General features: G+C 34.1%; 16 protein-coding genes and 1 pseudogene. 2 read left to right on the top strand and 15 right to left on the bottom strand.

The window, feature by feature from the left end:
- Positions 1-25 precede the first annotated feature (25 nt).
- Positions 26-307, top strand: coding sequence for a Rossmann-fold NAD(P)-binding domain-containing protein (locus JNUCC76_RS04675; RefSeq protein ID WP_454156215.1), 282 nt, complete (start codon positions 26-28; stop codon positions 305-307).
- A gap of 158 nt (positions 308-465) precedes the next feature.
- On the opposite strand, the gene JNUCC76_RS04670 is transcribed toward JNUCC76_RS04675, so the two are convergent.
- The 11 genes and pseudogenes from JNUCC76_RS04670 to JNUCC76_RS04620 form a co-directional block, all read right to left on the bottom strand.
- Positions 466-888 carry an Hsp20/alpha crystallin family protein gene (locus tag JNUCC76_RS04670; protein ID WP_282835184.1) on the bottom strand — a complete coding sequence of 141 codons (423 nt, stop codon included), beginning with the start codon at positions 886-888 and terminating at the stop codon, positions 466-468.
- A gap of 152 nt (positions 889-1,040) precedes the next feature.
- Positions 1,041-2,861, bottom strand: coding sequence for a pyruvate oxidase (gene spxB, locus JNUCC76_RS04665; protein WP_454156213.1), 1,821 nt, complete (start codon positions 2,859-2,861; stop codon positions 1,041-1,043).
- Between the two features lie 334 nt (positions 2,862-3,195).
- A pseudogene (locus JNUCC76_RS04660) lies at positions 3,196-3,378 on the bottom strand (Y-family DNA polymerase); the annotation flags it as partial.
- Between the two features lie 63 nt (positions 3,379-3,441).
- Positions 3,442-4,092 (bottom strand): YczE/YyaS/YitT family protein, encoded by a 651-nt coding sequence (locus tag JNUCC76_RS04655; RefSeq protein WP_454156212.1) that lies wholly within the window; start codon positions 4,090-4,092, stop codon positions 3,442-3,444.
- Positions 4,093-4,822: 730 nt separating this feature from the next.
- Positions 4,823-5,665, bottom strand: a complete 843-nt coding sequence (locus JNUCC76_RS04650) for a polysaccharide deacetylase family protein (protein WP_454156211.1) — start codon at positions 5,663-5,665, stop codon at positions 4,823-4,825.
- 67 nt (positions 5,666-5,732) lie between these two features.
- A complete protein-coding gene (locus tag JNUCC76_RS04645) occupies positions 5,733-6,005 on the bottom strand; it encodes a hypothetical protein (RefSeq protein WP_454156210.1) in 273 nt (90 codons plus the stop codon).
- A gap of 5 nt (positions 6,006-6,010) precedes the next feature.
- Entirely contained in the window at positions 6,011-7,225 is a 1,215-nt protein-coding gene (locus JNUCC76_RS04640; RefSeq protein WP_454156208.1) for a glycosyltransferase family 2 protein, read from the bottom strand.
- Positions 7,222-8,268: an acyltransferase gene (locus JNUCC76_RS04635; protein ID WP_454156207.1), complete on the bottom strand. Its 1,047-nt coding sequence runs from the start codon at positions 8,266-8,268 to the stop codon at positions 7,222-7,224. The genes JNUCC76_RS04640 and JNUCC76_RS04635 overlap by 4 nt, the downstream gene beginning before the upstream one ends.
- A gap of 115 nt (positions 8,269-8,383) precedes the next feature.
- Entirely contained in the window at positions 8,384-10,054 is a 1,671-nt protein-coding gene (locus JNUCC76_RS04630) for a lectin-like domain-containing protein (protein WP_272204404.1), read from the bottom strand.
- Positions 10,035-11,426, bottom strand: coding sequence for a hypothetical protein (locus JNUCC76_RS04625; protein WP_454156205.1), 1,392 nt, complete (start codon positions 11,424-11,426; stop codon positions 10,035-10,037). Before JNUCC76_RS04625 ends, JNUCC76_RS04630 begins: the two co-directional genes overlap by 20 nt.
- A 260-nt stretch (positions 11,427-11,686) precedes the next feature.
- Entirely contained in the window at positions 11,687-12,550 is an 864-nt protein-coding gene (locus JNUCC76_RS04620; protein ID WP_454156204.1) for an oxidoreductase, read from the bottom strand.
- A 295-nt stretch (positions 12,551-12,845) separates the two neighbouring features.
- On the opposite strand from JNUCC76_RS04620, the gene JNUCC76_RS04615 reads away from it, so the two are divergent.
- Complete coding sequence (locus tag JNUCC76_RS04615; protein ID WP_454156203.1) at positions 12,846-13,805, top strand: D-2-hydroxyacid dehydrogenase; 960 nt, start codon at positions 12,846-12,848, stop codon at positions 13,803-13,805.
- Between the two features lie 39 nt (positions 13,806-13,844).
- On the opposite strand, the gene JNUCC76_RS04610 is transcribed toward JNUCC76_RS04615, so the two are convergent.
- From JNUCC76_RS04610 to JNUCC76_RS04595, 4 genes are all read right to left on the bottom strand, one after another.
- The gene (locus JNUCC76_RS04610; RefSeq protein ID WP_454156201.1) at positions 13,845-14,324 is read right to left on the bottom strand and encodes a LysE family translocator; all 480 of its coding nucleotides are present in this window, start codon (positions 14,322-14,324) and stop codon (positions 13,845-13,847) included.
- 148 nt (positions 14,325-14,472) lie between these two features.
- A complete protein-coding gene (locus JNUCC76_RS04605) occupies positions 14,473-14,940 on the bottom strand; it encodes a YbaK/EbsC family protein (protein ID WP_454156199.1) in 468 nt (155 codons plus the stop codon).
- Positions 14,941-15,247: 307 nt separating this feature from the next.
- Positions 15,248-15,679 (bottom strand): hypothetical protein, encoded by a 432-nt coding sequence (locus JNUCC76_RS04600; protein WP_454156198.1) that lies wholly within the window; start codon positions 15,677-15,679, stop codon positions 15,248-15,250.
- A 203-nt stretch (positions 15,680-15,882) separates the two neighbouring features.
- Complete coding sequence (locus JNUCC76_RS04595) at positions 15,883-18,573, bottom strand: HAD-IC family P-type ATPase (protein WP_454156196.1); 2,691 nt, start codon at positions 18,571-18,573, stop codon at positions 15,883-15,885.
- Between the last annotated feature and the right edge of the window lie 160 nt (positions 18,574-18,733).

Raw genomic sequence — 18,733 nt, 5'->3', positions numbered from 1 at the left:
ACCTAATAAATAGCATAATCCAGCAATGATTGATTTGATAAATTATAATATCGCTAAATTTTTTGCGGATAAATATCTTGTGAAACAAACGAAACTTAATTATACGATTTTACAAGCAACTGCACGCGTAGACATACCGAGGACCAATAAAATTAACTTAAATGATAAGGCGCGAACGACGAATTCAATTCAAAATATTAGCACAACATTAGCGGATATTTTGAATCACAATTCAACAATAAATCAAGTTATAAAAATGAGTGATGGTGATACACCTATATTTGAAGCTTTAGAAAGTATCCAATAAGTCATGAAGTCTTTGATATAAGTTGATGCCCAACATAAAAATATAATAGGCCCAATACAAAAAGCTCACCCATCAGGATGAGCTTTTGTACTTGTATCAATTAATGTAGTACAAAGGACGAATTAATCAATTTTCGGCCAGAAACACCGAGTTATAGATTAGTCAATCTTAATATTAGTACTTGATTGTTCAGTTGCTTGCTTAGGCAATTCAACACGCAATTCACCATTTGCGAATTTTGCTGTAATCTTGCTTGAGTCCACCCCTGGCAAATAGTAAGCACGGGACACAGATCCGTAGGTCCGTTCACTCTGCAAAATATTACCGTCATGATCAGTGTGATCCTTGAATTCATCACGTTTAGCACTAATCAAAAGTTGGTCATTCTTGTAATCAATGTTAATGTCGTCTTTATTTACCCCAGCTAATTCTGCAGTAACGGTGAAACGATCATCTTTCTCAATCACATCAGTCTTGATCGACTTTGGTAGTAAACGTTGATCGGCCCAAGGATGCATAGCCTGATTCATAAAATCAAAAATATCATCAGAACTAAAACGTTGCATTAAATTGTTTGACATATTTACACCTCCATCAAATTTTTTATGTCTACAACTATGTTATAGTATCGTCTATAAATTTTGTCAAATGATACATACTAGTTAGAATTATAGATTGGACTGGTGGTGGCAAGGTATAAACAAAATGCATTTAAACATTAAAAAGTATCTTGTTAGAAACTGTACTTATTGTCATTACTGTCTTTAATATACTTTGAAGTTAGTCCCTCTGCTTCCAAATACTCACGGAATGGGACGAGTTCCTGCGCTTCGTATTTTTCTTTATAAGCATTAACAGTTTCTGCACTGTACAGACTTTTATCTAACTTCAATGTTTCAACAGGAATTGGACGATCCTTAGTGATTTTTGCATCAATCACCACGACACGGCCTTTATCATAATAGCTAAGCGCTTCCTGAACGACGTGATCAATATCTTCAATACGACTTACTGTCAATCCAATCGCCCCCTGAGCTTCGGCTATTTTGGCATAATCAACATCTGTAAAGTCAACGCCGAAGTTGTAGGTGTTAGTATCTTCGTACTTATTTTTGATGAATCCATATTCCGTATTGGTAAATACAACATTGATAACTGGTAAGTTATAACGAACATTTGTCACAACATCTGGATATGTCATCGAAAAGGCGCCATCACCTATCAAATTCCAAACTTGACGATCTGGATAAGTGTTCTTTGCACCAATACCTCCCGGTAGACCTATACCCATTGACGCAAACAATGGTGATGTGCGCCACATATTTTTAGGTGTCATGTGCAAATGACGAACTGATAACTGTGTTACGTTACCAACATCAATTGAGAAAATGGCGTTTTTCGCTGCATGCTCATTAATTGCGTTATAAACTTGGTAAGCTTGTAGGTCTCCCTCGGTCTTTTTTTCAAGTTTGGTCATATAATCGCGCCAGTTCTGTATATTTTTAATGTTAGCCTGCCACCAAGGTGATTCTGAAACCGAGGAAACCTTGGCAAGTATTTCATCAATTGCTTCACCAGCATCACCGAGAATGGCCACATCATTTTGGTGGCGTTTACCTAGCATTGCAGGATTGTTATCAATTTGGATAAACTTGTCAACGTTACGGAATGACCCTTCAACTTCTGAAAATGGAAAATTTGTTCCAACAAATAGTACAGTATCTGCTTCGAGAACGGCTTCGTTGGCTGGCTTCCACCCTACTCGGAAATTTGAACCTGCAAAGGCCTCAAAGTCCCAATCAAAAGTTTCAAAGTTTTTACCGGTCGTGATAATGGGCGCCTTTATTTTGCGAGATAACGCTTGTACAGCTGAGCCATGACCCATGGTACCCACACCAGCATAAATAACTGGTTGTTTTGCTTGGTTTAATAGTTCGACAGCAGCATCAATATCAGTCTTATCGACAGGTGCTGATTTGTATTCTTTATACTTTGGGCCTGATGAATACAGTGGTGTTGAATAAATCGAATTGGCATCAATTTGTGAAAATCCAAAATCTGCAGGTACTTCAAGAACAGCCACACCACGCTTGGCAATCGCCGTACGAATTGCATCATCAATCAAATGAGGCAATTGTTCGGCAGTCGCAACGCGACGATTGTAAACAGCAATACTTTCATACATTGGATTTTGATTTAATTCTTGGAAGGAATCCATGTTTAATTCACGAACTGGCTTTGACCCCAAAATTGCTAATACAGGCGTATTATCCATAGCTGCATCATATAAGCCATTAATCAAATGAGTAGCCCCCGGGCCGCCTGATCCGACAGCGACGCCTAATTTTCCACCGAATTTCCATTGCATCACGGCAGCCATTGCAGCAACTTCTTCATGTTTAACTTGCAAAAACTTAATATTATTTTCAGGATGTCCCATAGCATCCATCAACCCGCTTAATGTTCCGGAAGGAATACCATATATAGTATGAACACCCCATCCTTCCATGACCTTCAAAGCTGCTAACCCAGCTGATATTTTTTTATCTGACATTCTAACCTGGCCTCCTAAAAACGAAAACACTGTAAGCGCTTTCATTATGATAACTAAATTGTATATCAACTAGGATAGAATATCAAATTAGTGAAGTAGCTAACAGTAATACTCGAATTTGGATGAGCAACCATTATTCAATTAATTATTGCAACCACTCTATCTACCGAGGTTGAAGTGTTTATAAGACGAATAGTATAGCGCATACTGAATCTAAAAACGACTTTAGATGATCATTAATTCACGAATAAATTAATTGATGTTAACTGTTTGGCCCGTAGCCTGATTAATCAGTTTCGCCAACTCTGGTATTTGATACAAATATTCATAATGTCAGATTTCTATCATGTTTGGCTTCAATATCAAGCGCTAATTTGGCTAAGACTGGAGAATTTCCAATACCAACAGTTAGATAGATACCTGTTTCTGCCAGAACTTGCTTTTGTATTTTAAAAGCAACTTTCTCCGGTGATTTTCAAAAAAGACGCCAAGAATAGATCATATCAAAAATAGATTCCAAGTGTTCTATTTAGGCAAGAGGATAAATTACATTTAATTTTTTGAATGACGAAACGCACAACTAAAAGCTGTGCGTTTTTTGTATGTAGTGTTTTATTTTTTTAAATAGCTGATGCCAGTATTGTACAATATAGCCAGTTAATGTGGCAATCAAAAAAGTCCCAATACCCAGTGGCCCACCAAATATAATGGCAACTACAAAAAAGAACAAATCTTGAACAGACCTTGTCAGACGATAACTAGCCCATTTCTTTTTGTTAAACAATGGTGCAACCGCATCGTACGGAGAAACACCAAGATTTACACTTGTATATATGCCAATTCCTAATGAAAATAAAAACATACCAATAACAAATAAAAATATGGTTTCCAGATATGAAAAAGTTCCAAACCAACGTCCAACTATAGGTTCAAACTTAGGTGTAAAATAAGCGATAATGTATCCTGGTAACGACATATTGATTATTGTTCCGACGCCAAACTGGGTTTGATCGAAAAACAACACGCCAAGGAACAATAGTGCATTAAATGCAAGCTGGTAGTTCCCTAAATTCCAATGGAAGGTATCTGAGATACCAACGTCTGCTGCTGTTGCTGGATCAATGCCCATGTTCGCCAAACGGAATAAAACAATCCCAAAGGCAATGATAATGGTGCCAACAATAGACAGACAAAGACGAAAAGAATACGATCCTAATTTCCTACTGAACAAATTCTTTTCCTCAACTTATTATTTATAAGTAAAGTTTAAATGGATGATAGTGAATTGTCAATTAATGATTTAAATTCTGTATTGAGCGCATCCGCATTTTTTCAGCACAACCCCTATTCCTTAGAAAAGTTAGGATTTTGAGATTAAATCATTATTTAATGTATAAAGTTTCCTATGAGAAAATCCAGTAAATCAACTGCCATAATCAGTCATTTCTAACGTTCTGATGACCAATCTGTCTGTCGAAATTACTGTCATTCTAAGTGGTATTCCCTTTTTCTATTACCTCTGGTATTAGTAACACTAAAACGCTAGAATATTTTTACGTAACGATATAACATAAAACAAGCACCAAAAGTAAGACGCTAATTCTAAATCTGAACAAAAAAAGGTTATGCTTTTACACAATAACGCTGTAACTTAATCCCAATGGCGTCAATAAATACTGTGATTTGAACTGATACTAAGTATTCATATTCAAAATCTTAATACTCTTTTTGAATTATGCAGTACTATACCATTTTTAATTTGCCAGCGGATATGTACTGACTCAATTGAATACTCGTTACTTTCGAGAAAATGAATTTCTAAGTGCTTATTTGTATGTATCCATTTTACATCTGATACACAATAGTTAGAAAGAAATGTATTGTACTTTCTTTTAAAAACATTAACTGGGACATTTGTTGTCATATTATCAACCAACTAAAATTATTACTTTCATAATCTTTTATCTTGAATTAAGCCATTTTCCCAACTGATTAAAGTTCGAATCCGTTACGATAAACCTTGGTACATGTTTTAAAATATCAGGCATATCATTTGTCACAACACCAGGTTCTAAAAGAAAAATACCGTTCATACCGTGTAAGTACATATATTCTGTAAGTGTCTTATTTTCACTCCCATAAGGATAAGCAAACACATGCGTATTGATTGATAATTTTTTTTTAATTTTTTGTTGTGATTTTTTATAATCTTCTATTATTGTATGTTTTGATAGTTTTCCACTTGATAAAATTGGGTGATTATTAACTTGATAATGTAAATCATTGGTGTGTAACCCAACTGTAACTTCCTTATGTCCAGCCAATCTAGCAATTTCTGACCATGTTGCCATTTGCTCACCGTCTAAATTTCTACCCGTTTGTCCTGTGATTACAAAAATAGTAAACGGAAAACTCAAGTTGAACATTGTCTGAGCTGCATTACGCGGTAATGTCGTATCAATATCGTCAAACGTTAAAACAACATGTTTTCCTCTAATATTATTTTCTTTAGAGTGTTTGATTAGTTCATCTGTTGACCAAACACTAACGTCATTTTTCTTCAACCATTTCATTTGACGAATAAATTCATTTTGAGAAACATTGTATTGTTGCAACTGCGGATTTTTGGAAATTTTTTTTGCAAAATCAACTGTCTTATTATTTTTTAAGATACGATGGTAGGCTAAAACAATTACACCATCCTTAACATTCTTATTTTTTTGTGCGAAATCACGATATGTATAATCAACTTTTTGATCAATCTCTTGTTGCCGCAGTTCTTGTTTAAAAACAAATAAGGTCATTAAAAAAAAGAGACTAATCATAATACATATAACTATCAGCACCGATATTCGACTTCTTTTTTTCACTTCAAATACCCTCTTTTTTTGATAACAAAGATGTGAGCATTGGTAATAACATCAAAGTTAAGCAGATCATAATTGTTTGTAACCCTCCGTTGATAACACGTGTATTCAGGCCTAATAATAGCTGAACAACCACAAAGCTATCCGAGTAAATTCCCCATTGTGTTATTAAGGCGAGCAAAATTATAAACAAATTAAGCCCCCAAGCTACCAAAGTAATTATGTTTGATATTGTATTCCCTATCATATTTTTACGACGAATTATAATTTCTGACATCATTTTTATCTCCCTCGATCTGGACTTTTCCAAGAACCTTTCTGTTTGTGAAAAAAGGCAATATTAAACTGTGAAATAATTGCTGTTACTAGTGATGTGAACCAGTAAAAGGTGCTATAAAATGGCAACGCAAAGATATCCTGTACAGTAAGCATTGATTGACCTTTATCTTGAATTAGGCCTTGAAAAAACATGATAAAAAAGAGAGAAATATATAGAGTCAATATGCCACCAGGCAATGAAAATGTTTTGGTTGTAACGGTTAATAGAATGTATTGACATAATGTTATGACTGCCAACCAGGCCCAAATGTGACTTAAAAACATGTCAAGTAACAACATTCTCTGATAAGTACTTCCCTGCTTAACTACCCATTTTATGTTTTTTAAAAATACTTCCAGCCCACCTATTGACCAACGAATACGTTGTTTAACGTATCCTTGAAAAGTCTCGGGTACTAATATATAAGCTAACGATTCAGGTGTATATCTAATGAGCCATTGATTTTTTCTTAATCGCCAAGTAATATCAATATCTTCAGTGATAGCTGTACGATCAAATCCATTCACTGATAATAACGCTTTTTTTCGGTACAGTACAACAACTCCTGCGACGGTCATAATACCGCCATATAAATTGTCCTGAGCTCGTTTTATTCTATCAATGATACCTACATACTCTAATGCTTGTAATCTGCCAAGTAATGTTGTTCGATTTCTGACAATTGGTTTACCGGTGACAGCAGCAACTCTTTCATTAGTTACACCTTGCAATAATTTATTGATTGCATTACTAGCTAACAAAGAATCAGCATCTGTTACTAAGATGTACGGTGAATCAATTTGTTTGATTGCTTCATTTAGTGCTTGCGCCTTACCAATATTTTGAGATAATTCAATCAAATTAACTGTTATGTTTACTTGGTCATTTAACCATTTTTTGACAATTTTGACAGAATGATCATTACTTTTATCATCAACAATAACAACATCAAAATTAGAATATTCTAAATGAGTAAATGACTGTAACGTTTCAATAATGTTTTCTTCTTCATTGAACATTGATAAAAGTATAGTAACTTTATCATTTTTCACACATTCTTGTTGTTTTGTTTTAGAAATTCGAATTCCGGAAATCCATGATCCCAGTAACCAAACAATAGTCATAATAATTGGATAATACGATGTGTAGAATTGCAAAACATTCGACAAAAACATCATGATTTTTCTCCTCTTATTCTATTGAAAATTGTTTTTGATAAAATTATCTCAACTGCAAAAGATAACATAAGCGCCATAGTAAAAGATATGCAAACAATAACTGGTGCCCATACAAACCGTGCTTCTATGTTTGGCACGAATTGCTTAAAATAGTAATACACTATGCTGTCAGTTAAGTCCGAAAAAAGATAAATGGTTAATGTCATATTTGATATCTTTACCAACAAAAAGTGAAATGAGCCATTTTTTTCATCTTTAAAAGGCAATTTCAAAAATAATAAAAAAATGATGATTGACACAATAAATGGTTGATATCCCATATAATCATTTTGCGTTGTCCAAGAAAAGATCCCACCATAATTTTTTAATAACGTCAAAATTGATAGAAAAATAAACACTGTTCCAGAATAAAAAAGTAATGATTTTACACGAATTGTTTTTATTTGTTCCAAGTAAGTTTTAAAATAGAGCCCAAGGTAGTAGTATCCGATAGGATAAGCAGCTGTCCACCAATCTGGTAATATTTTCCCAAAAATGTTAAATAGTGAAGGTAAGAAGAATAATATAGTCGATGTTACTACAATATATAAATGATATCGTTTATCCTCGCTATTATGCCAAGCAGCATTTAACAGAGGAATAATTAAATACAATCCAATATACATTTCTACATACCAGCCATAGCTGTCAGTTGAATAATCCAATAGTCCAAATACGGCATCAGAAAATGAAAATTCATTATGTAGAATTAAAATATGTCCAATCCAATCAATCAATGACACAACAATGTATATCAACAATACCTTACCAAGTTTTGTAACGTACGTATCATCTAGAGTTTTTTCTCCCATTAAAAAACCGGTTGACATGATAAACAGTGGCACCGCAGTGATGAAAATCAATCTCAAAACAGTACCAATTGATGCTAATAAAGACTCAATGTCAATATCATAAAACCCCGAATTAAGAAGAAAATGAACTGATACAACAGAGAATATTGCAAAGACCTTGATACTGTCAATTTGATAGATGCGTTTTCCCATGATTACTCCCCTATATAAAATATTTGACCAGTAGTTATTATATATAGTTATCCTATTAATATATTCTTTTCTATTTTGAAAAAAATGAAAAATAAAAAAGCGTATTATAACGCTTTTATCTATCCGTAAAAGTTGTGTACGATGCCATAACATTTAATACTTTTGTAAAGTCACTTACCTTTACACTAAAAGGGCTAGGCTTTATGTTTCGACTAATGAAATCATCACGAAATGCTACTTGATCAATATTCATAAGGTCTGTTGTGCTTATAGCAGTAGTTTTTTCTTTTTGATTATTAATACTAACAAAATACTTATCTAAGTTTGAATAGTTATCTGCTATCCTGTCAATAACAATAGACGGATGCTCTATTTGTACATATTTTTTAGAAGTATTAGTAAATAATTTTGGAAATAGGTATTTTTTGATAATTTCACTTGAATACCTTTCAGAGAAATAGCTCGTAACAATTGGATCTTTTGTCACTATATTAGTGCTATTTATCTTTTCCCCATCTACCTTCACACTGTCGTTATTTTTAGTAACAGATGCAGCTTTTTTGGATAGCCTGATTTTAAAGTGCCATGCTTTCTGGTCACTATTAGGAATGGAGAAACTTCCTGGCCAATCGGAAGAATCAATTGTGTAGTCTTTTAAAACAGATAGCGTAGTAGTACTTGCATGGTTAATAGTCTCGCCAGTATTACCTGTTAATATTTCTTTTCGTAATGAATAATTGTTATACATATAATCGATAATAATTTGATGGGTAATTGGTTTGTAGTAATAATTAACATCTGAACTACTACCTGAAAATATGCCTGAGTTATTATTTGGTTTCTCGATTAACTCATAACCCTCAATTTTTTTCTCATTGGTAGTATATTTTTCATTAGGCGTACCTGTCAAAGTTTCTGAAGATGCAATTTTTTTATTACTTTCATCTAAATAATTAACAGTTACAGTTGACGTGTAAGGTTTGAAGTCTGTGGTATCAAGTGATATTTGTTGCAAATTATGGTTTGTCCCAGTAGAAGAGGAAAAAACTAAATACATCGGTTTGTCTAGTTCATTAGCATTTTTAATTGAATGATTCCAAGTTTTTCCATGATAGTTAATTTGAAACAAACGATTGTTACTATCATAAGAGATAGTCAGGTCTTCAAGTTGATTGCCATAAATTTCTTGATCAAGAGATTGAGCTCCTTCAGATAACGTCTGAATGACGCCTTGACTTGTTCCAGAAAAAAATGCACCAAATGGTACACCAGAACCTTGTGATAAACCAAATTTAGAAGGATCTGGATCAAAAATCCCTGTCTCACCAACTTGGTTAAAGTATGTGTCTACCTTAAAACCAAACACATTTTTTATGCCCCCGAGCCCTAAAGCGCCGCCATGTTTTTGATTTAGTAAATTAATTTGATCATATGGTACAAAACTAACAGCAATGCCATCTCCACCGTTGCTTTGCTGAGATTTATCGCCAACATTTACTTTTAAACTTAACAAAACATCATTAGAAAAGTTAATCGGTGTTTTTAAATAAGCGGTGCCAGACATGGACTGTTTATCCGGTGTCAACGTAATAATATTGTTATCAACAAAAGCATCTCCGTTTATTACTAGCTGATTTAACGTATTATCATTATTAATGAGTTCTCTTAAAGTGATCTTGTTAGCCGTAATGAGAGGATGCCTCAAAGTTGAGTTAATTGATATCAATAAAATTGATAAGGTGCTTGTGTAAACTAGTTTGTTAATGTTAAGTTTTTTTCTTTTCATTTTTCTTTATCTTTACAATTAGTTCTCCCAATGCTCTCCAGTCACTTAAGGTAGGCGGCTTTTTCCAAATTACTTGCTCTCCTCTTGATTTTTCATCAATTGTGTCAGATAAATAAATATCCGCATTGGTCTGGTTTTGTGTGAAGTACACGCTCGCGTGATTAATATGACTTTTTAGCATTGTAATAATCATATTGTTTGTCATTTGTGTGGCTGTGAAATTAACACTGATTTCTATCTTGTCAAGATTGATAGCTGCAATATCGTTAAACATAATTCCAATAAGATTAAATTCAAATAAATTTTGACGACTATCAAAAATTATAGTTTGTTGATCGTTAAGTATTTTAATTATTTCTGGTAATAATGTAAAAATTGAAGGATAAATATCCTGAAAGTATTTTAGGTTAACAACACCTTCTGGTCTGAAAAACCATTGCGTTTTCATACTAAATCGTTGACTATATTTTGAAATTTGATGACCTAATAAACTAATTTTTGAAAAACTTAAAGTCTTGAAATAACGTGACAATAACGGCGTAATCTTTTGTTGCGCCTTTAAAATTTTATCTTCAATTTCAGGAGAAAACCAGTAGAGATTACTTTCTTGTAGAAAATCAAACAAATCTAAAACTTCTAGCAATTTGGATAAAAAGATAGTGGTGTCACCACTTACTTGCAATGCTATCGAATCTGGTAATTTTTGTAATGTATAGATTACTGGTTCACTGACGTTTGTTAAGCAGTAACGTCCATTGTTAATCATTTCAGAAACATAAAAATCAATAAGTAATTCTTTTTGTTGAAGGTTCATATCATTAATAAGATATGTATCTAATAAAAAATCTATAATGGCATGACTAATAGATTTTATACGGCCAGAAAAAGATGGTTTCTCATCAAAGTAGTTGTAAATTGCATAACCTGCCTGAATAAATTCAAAAGGATTTTGATCCATAATTATATTGTCTAAGATATTTTTTTGTGTGAAAAAATAGGAAGTACTCCATCCGTATTCTGCCTGAATATTCGTGTAGGTGGGAAGTGATCCTGAAAGCGATCGTTTTTCTAAAAGTATTTTTAAAGGTGACAAATTAAAATAAAATTGAGACAGCTTGTAGAGATGATACCTGCTGACGCGATACTTTTGGTAGATAATACCTTTTTTAATCAGCAGCCAATCAAACTTAAATAAATTATTAATATCAATATTTAATGCTTCTATTGTTTCACGCAACATATATGTCGATAATGTGAAGTTATTTTCAATGCTTTTCATTGTATATAAACTTTGGTCTGTTTCTAAAAAATAATTCATTAAATCAATTTTTAATGAATCATTTTTAGTAATAAACGTATCTAACGAATTCATTATTATTTCCTTCTTTTTATCTAGTGTAAACCAATTAATTATACACCCTACCATATTACTTGTTTTTTTAGAATTTAAAAAAAATTAAAAAATAAAAAAGATAAATTAAATACTTAAGTTATCTTTTCGAAGCGATGTCAAGTGTATAAAAAAGAGACTATTAGCCTTAGTTATAGTGCTCTAAGAAAAGTAGTCGTAATAAAAAATATAATCATCGCATGCGTTATTTTTTCATAAACGATCCAACAAATTTCCCCCACCTATTGCCAATATGTCTCGTCACCATAGTCCAGATGGGTTGAATCCTCTTGCCATTTTTGCATATCATGTTGAATATCAGAAATTTCTTCTCGCTCACGTTTAAAAGCATTTTGACCGGCAATAAAATGCAAAGGTGGATTGTCGGATTCAGCGATTTTAATAAATACCTTTGCAGCTAGTTCAGGAGAGCCAGTTTGCTCGCCTGATCTGGCATGTGAAGCTTCCTCGGATTTCCTTGCTGGTGTATTTTCATAATCGTTAATTGAATGTTTTGCAGAAAATTGTGATCTGCCTGCCCAATCAGTTCTAAAGGGACCAGGCTCGACATTTGTTACCTTAATACCAAAAGGTTCAACTTCTAATGATAGCGCCTTACCCAATCCTTCTAAGGCATGCTTGGTTGCATTGTAATAGCCATAGGTGGGTAACGCTAGTAAACCACCTATTGATGTAACATTGATAATTAATCCTGATCTATTTTTTCTCATCGTTGGTAACACTGCACGAATCATCGCACTAGCACCCCAGAAATTTGCTTCAAACATTTTGCGGACTGCAGTTTCATCTGATTCTTCGATCGAACCAGAGTATCCGTAGCCAGCGTTATTAACCAGAACATCAATTTTTCCGAATTTGTTGAGCGTTGACTGGACAGCATTGTTAACTTGTTCTTGGTTTGTGACATCCAATTGTACTTTAAGTAGTAAATCATCCTCATTCGTTTCTAAATCATCAAATGCTGATAAATTTCTTGCGGTAGCTACGACTGGAATCTTTTTTGCAATTAATTCTTCAATTAATTTACGTCCAAATCCAGTTGATCCACCCGTTACAAGCCAAACTTTTTCTTCATTCCTTGACATTTAGTTTCCTCCTATATGATAAGTACCCGCGCCGTAACTTCACCTGAAATCAGATGATAACAAACAATTAGCGCTCATTTGTTTCATTTTACCACTTTATTTTAATTGAGCACGGTTAAGGACTCAAAACTCCACGATGTTTATATTCACGAAATAATTCTTGCGACAACTCCCTGTTCTTAGTCTTCAAGTTTAAAAATCATGGTTAATAGGTCATAAGTGATAAAATATGACTAAATTACTTTTCAGATCCATGTAGAAAAATATCTGTGCAAATGAATCGGAGATATAAGTTATGAAAATTGTACTTTTAGATGGTTATGATCTCAATCAAGATTTAAATTGGGAAACGTTAAAAAATTTGGGCGACTTCGAGTTTTATAGCCGTACATCAGTAGATAATGACACTGAAATTTTGCAGAGAATTGATGATGCGGAAGTTGTGATAACACATAAGACCCCACTAGATGATCGTGTAATCCGTCGTGCTTCACAGTTAAAATATATTGGCATTATGGGAACAGGTTATGACGTTGTCGATATTGATAGTGCAAACAACCACAACATTATTGTGACGAATGTGCCTACTTATGCTACGGATGCTGTCGCGCAATTTACCTTTTCATTATTACTAGAAATAACCGGTCAAGTTGGATTACATAACCAATTGGTCCATGATGGGAAATGGTCTAGTGTCGATGATTTTACATTTTGGGATAAACCGCTATTTGAATTGAAAGGTAAAACATTAGGGCTCATTGGTTATGGTCGAATTGCTCAAAAAGTGGCAGAATTAGCCAATGCTTTTTCAATGAAAGTTATTTTTTATAATCATCGACCTAGTGTTGCAACCCCAAAATGGGTCAACCAAGTTTCTTTAGATGAGCTTTTCCAAAAAGCGGATATTATTAGTCTTCATGTTGTTCAAACGCCAGAAACGATTAATTTAATTAATAAGACTACTATCTCAAAAATGAAAGATGGTGTGATTTTAATCAATACAGCCCGTGGAAAACTTATTAGTGAAAATGACATAGCCGAGGCACTAAATAATGAAAAAGTTTATGCCTTAGCTACAGATGTTGTCCAAAAAGAGCCAATTGAAAAAGACAATCCTTTATTAAAAGCTAAAAATTGCTTTATTACGCCTCACATCGCTTGGGCACCATTAGAGACTCGTGAAAGATTATTACGCATAACCGTAGATAATTTAAATGCATATTTATCAGGAGAAGCCAAAAACGTTATTGGTTAAATGTCCTAAAAAAAGCAGTTGGGACTAATTTCTGGTTATTCACAGCCAAATCTTTAAAGTAGTAATCCATAGCAATAATGCTCCGGATCGATTAATCCACATTAAAGAGTTCATGCTAATTCCTCTGCTAACAAAATGAGAAATTAACATATTCGAAAAATCCGCTATAAAACTTAATATGCCGTAACATAGTGCTAGATATACCATATCAACTTGAGTATGACCAAATTGCGGGAAAAAAGTTGTATAAAATAATAGCGCCTTAGGATTACTGACAGCAATGAGCACACCTCGTATGAATGTTGGTTTTCTGCTATCTTGATTAACATGCTTACGAGTCCACATTTGGATGGCTAAGTACGTTAAATAACCAGAACCAATTATTTTTAACACGACCAATGAGTAGGATGAAATTTTGAGTAAGCTACTTATAAATATTAAAGAGATGCCCATACCACAAAAACAGCCTGCAGTAAGCCCTACAACCAATGGCATCATCGTTTTAATTTCATTGGTCATACTGTTTGTCGTTACATATATTACAGAAGGACCTGGAGAAATTATAATAACGGTACTAGCTAATATAAAGGTTATCCAATCATTTACTGTCATTCGTATTGATTGCCTCCGGTTCCCACCTGCTACACAATTTGTTTAGCAAGTGAGTTTACTGGTCTTTCCCAACATCTACCCAGTCTAGGGGATGAGCATAGTTTTCAAGCTCATCTATTGATAATTCGATTGTACTATTTGTGCTACCGCCTGCAGCAAAAACAGTTTCAAATCTCTTTAGAGATACATCTAAATATACTTTTACGTCTGATTTGATTGCAAATGGTGTTACCGCACCAGGAATGTGTCCAATTCTGTCCGCAACCTGATCAAAAGGAATCATTTTTGGTCTTGAATTGTACGTTGATTTGAATTTTTTATTATCTACTTTTTTGTCACCTGCAAGAACAATCAAAACTGGATTTTCTTCCACGATGAAGGTCATGGATTTGGCAATTTGTTTTATCTCACACTTCAACAACTCGGCAGCGTGTTCAACCGTATCGCCAATGTTCTCATGTTCTACGATTCGGTTCTCTAAATGATATTTTTTGAAAAATTGACGAACGTTTTCAACAGACATTTTTTATACTCCTTGAATAATTGATATCTCTAGTATATACTGCCTGGTCAGTATGTAAAACAACAAATTATTACATATATTTTTCAATATTCACGTGTTAAATTATCTTACTTAAAACAGGAATTTTAAATTATTTTATCTCGTATTTTGGCTAGTGTATATAATAAGTGTAACCCTTAGAGTGGATTTCAAATCAATAGTTTTTTTCGAATAGAAATTAAAATAGCTGGCAAATAAAAAACAACTATGCAGTGATAGTTGTTTTTTATTTGAATTTAGTATTTTCGATCAGATAGTCGCTTAAATTTCAAACGCTTGCGGATGTTTCCGTTGAATTATACGAGTTGTTAGCCTCATCCCAAGCGTTAAATAAAGTGTCATTGTCTTTGTCCATTATATGTGGGTATTGCATCGCTAAATAATCTTTTCGCTTACCTACTTCAAAATATTTTATCGCATTTGGATTTATTTCACCACTATTCATTTTAACGATTACCAATTCGACATTGGCATTGGGATTCGGCAAACCAGTATTCATAGCTATAAAAGAAATTTTTTCTAAATTATCTTGAAATGATTGCCAAAGCTCTTTGCTATCTGGATTGGTTAAATGATCAGGAAGCCATAAAACATCGTAGTACGTCAGTTCCTCATTGTATTTATTACTAACAATATTATGAATAACCAGATCAATTTGTGCTTTTATAAAAGTATACTCAGTAGTTGAATTTTTAACCATAGCTTGATCCTATCTTTTATAGTTTAGTTACTAGCTTGATTATATCGATATCAGGTTAAATTAAATTAAAAGTTTTTTCAAAAAGAGTGAGAGTGATTTCTTCAATGTGATTTTTTATAAGATTTTCATCACAAAAAAAAATAACAATCACAGGTCAATTAAGTTGTGACTGCTATTTTTTAATAAATACCGTTATTTACATACTATCGTTTTACAATCATACGACGATACTTATCTAATTCTGTTACGATTAGAACAATCAATCCTGTTAAGATGATGAAAGACCAATCAGAAAGCGATAACGCAGCTGTAGAGAATACACCTTGCATAAATGGTATATACGTAAATAATAACTGTAAAATAATCATAGCACCGATAGCCACGAATGCCATTGGGTTTGTCCAGAATGTCTTACTTAGCGCTGGTGCTGCTGTTCTGATATTAAACATATAGAAAATTTTACCAAAAATAAGTATGTTAACAGCCATTGTACTGGCTACCGCAAAACCTGTGATATCATCTAAATGTTCAAAAACAACTAGAGCCACTGCGGCAATAATGACACTGACATAAATCATTTGGAAAACATCGTATCGACTCATTAATTTGGCCGTTGTTTTACGCGGTGGACGTTTCATCAATCCTGGTTCAGCTGGCTCAAATATAAACGCTAATTGCAACGTCAAAGCAGAAACCAAGTTAATCCACAATAATTGCGTTGCAGTTAAAGGCATTGGCTGGCGCAATAATATACTAAAGACAACAATCAATCCCTCAGCAAAACTAGTAGGTAACAAATATAAAATTGTTTTTCTAATATTATCGTATAAACGACGACCTTGCTCGATAGCTACTTTAATTGTTGAAAAATCATCGTTAGCCAATACCATATCCGCCGAATCTTTTGCAACATCAGTACCTTTAATACCCATTGCTACACCAATATCAGCTTTTTTTAATGCTGGCGCATCATTAACACCATCACCAGTCATGGCAGTTACTAATCCATTTGCTTGATAGGCAGATATAATACGTAACTTATCTTGTGGTGTAGTTCGTGCGAAGACATCATAATTTGTAACAACCTTAGCCAACTGATCATCCGTCATTGCTTCAACTTCTGATCCAGTAACAGCTTCAATTTGGTCGGCTAAACCAAGTTGTTGAGCGATTGCTTTGGCCGTATCTGGACTATCGCCGGTAATCATTTTAACGCGAATACCAGCCTCGCGCATGTTGCTAATAGCATCAACAACCTCTGGTCGTGGCGGATCAATAATAGCGGCTAATCCTAAGAATGTCACGCCTTCAGCTGCAAGTGTTTCGTGAAGGACTTCTGATGTATCTGAATCGACATCAACATATCCAACAGCAATTACACGTTTTCCAGATTTGGCAAACTTTGCTGACACCTTTGTCCAATACTCGTAGTCAAAATTTGAATTTTTTCGGGCTAATGTGAATAATCTGTCTGGTGCACCCTTTATGGCGACAAATCGTTGCTGATGCTTATTTTCAACTAAACGTGCCATGTATCGATAGTCAGAATCAAACGGAATACGATCCAACTCTTTTAATTTAGGTACTTTTTGTCCAAAGGCCTTGTAGTAGGCCGACAAAAAGGCAGCATCAGTCGGTTCGCCGTTGATGGTCCAGACACCTGCTTCTTCGGTCAAAAAAGTGTCATTTGCTTGATGTCCCATTGTTAAAAACATTTCAAGATTTTTGTCTTGTGTTGCATCGACAAGCTTATTCCCTATAAAAATGTCACCATCGGGTGCATATCCAGTCCCAGTGACTGTATAATGATTTTCACCAACGACAATATCTTGAATGGTCATTTCATTTTTTGTTAATGTCCCTGTTTTGTCAGACGCAATAATGTCTATTGCACCTAGGGTTTCAGCAGCAGGTAATGTTTTCACAATTGCATTCTTTTTGGTTAACTTTTGAACACCGGTTGCTAATATAATTGACGTAGCTGCTGGTAATCCTTCCGGCATTGCACCGACAATCATTGCAATAATAGCCATAATCAAGGTGGATATGTCATATATTTTGAAAAACCAACCTAAGGCAAACATGACTATAGCCACAACAATAATTAACCAAGAAATACCATAGCCTAAACTATCTAATTCTCGTGTTAGTGGTGATTTTTTATCTGAAACATCAGCAACACTTTGAGAAATTTGACCAATCTGTGAATGAACACCAGTGTTTACCACGATTCCTGTGGCACTACCATTAGTCACAGCTGTTGATGCATAAGCCATGTTACTACGCTCGGCTAGTGGCACATGCTCGGATAAAATAGATTCGCTTTTGAGGACGGAATCAGCCTCTCCAGTTAGAGACGACTCTTGAATACGTAAGTTGTCAGCATCTATAATTCGTAAATCAGCAGGGACATTATCCCCAGCCTCTAGATAGACTAAATCGCCAGGTACTAATTCTCGAGCTGGAACATCAAAGCGATCGCCATCTCGAATAACAGTGGCTTCAACAGACAACATATTTTTTATTTTATCTAGTGCATTACTGGCATTCACTTCTTGTAAATACCCAATTAACGCATTAATTAATACAACTAATGCAATAACAACTGAATCTGCATAATGTTGCATAAAAAGCGTTAGCAGCGCAGCTACCACTAAAATATAGACAATAACATTATTAAACTGCTGCAAAAAAATCAACCACTTCGGGATAACTTTTGGATTAACCTCATTATATCCGTTCCTTTGTAAGCGATTATTTACCTGTTCGTCTGATAGTCCCTTAGGATAATTTGCATGTAAATCATTGACTATCTTAGACCATTCTTGATGGTGAAACTTTGCTGAGGACGATAACGGAATATCATCATCTACCTCTTTCGACTTTGTGCTCATATTTTGATACACTCCTTTAAGAGAAAATATTCTTTGCGTCTTGCTGTTTAAGGTTGGCCGCTAGACTGTAAATAATCTAGTAAGTCAGTTTCCCACGCACATGCGCCGCTACTCCCGCAAGGATGTTAAATATGAAAACACATTAATTTTGTAATGTAAT

This window comes from Leuconostoc sp. JNUCC 76 (assembly GCF_053667755.1).
This window is presented reverse-complemented; position numbering and strand designations above follow the sequence as displayed.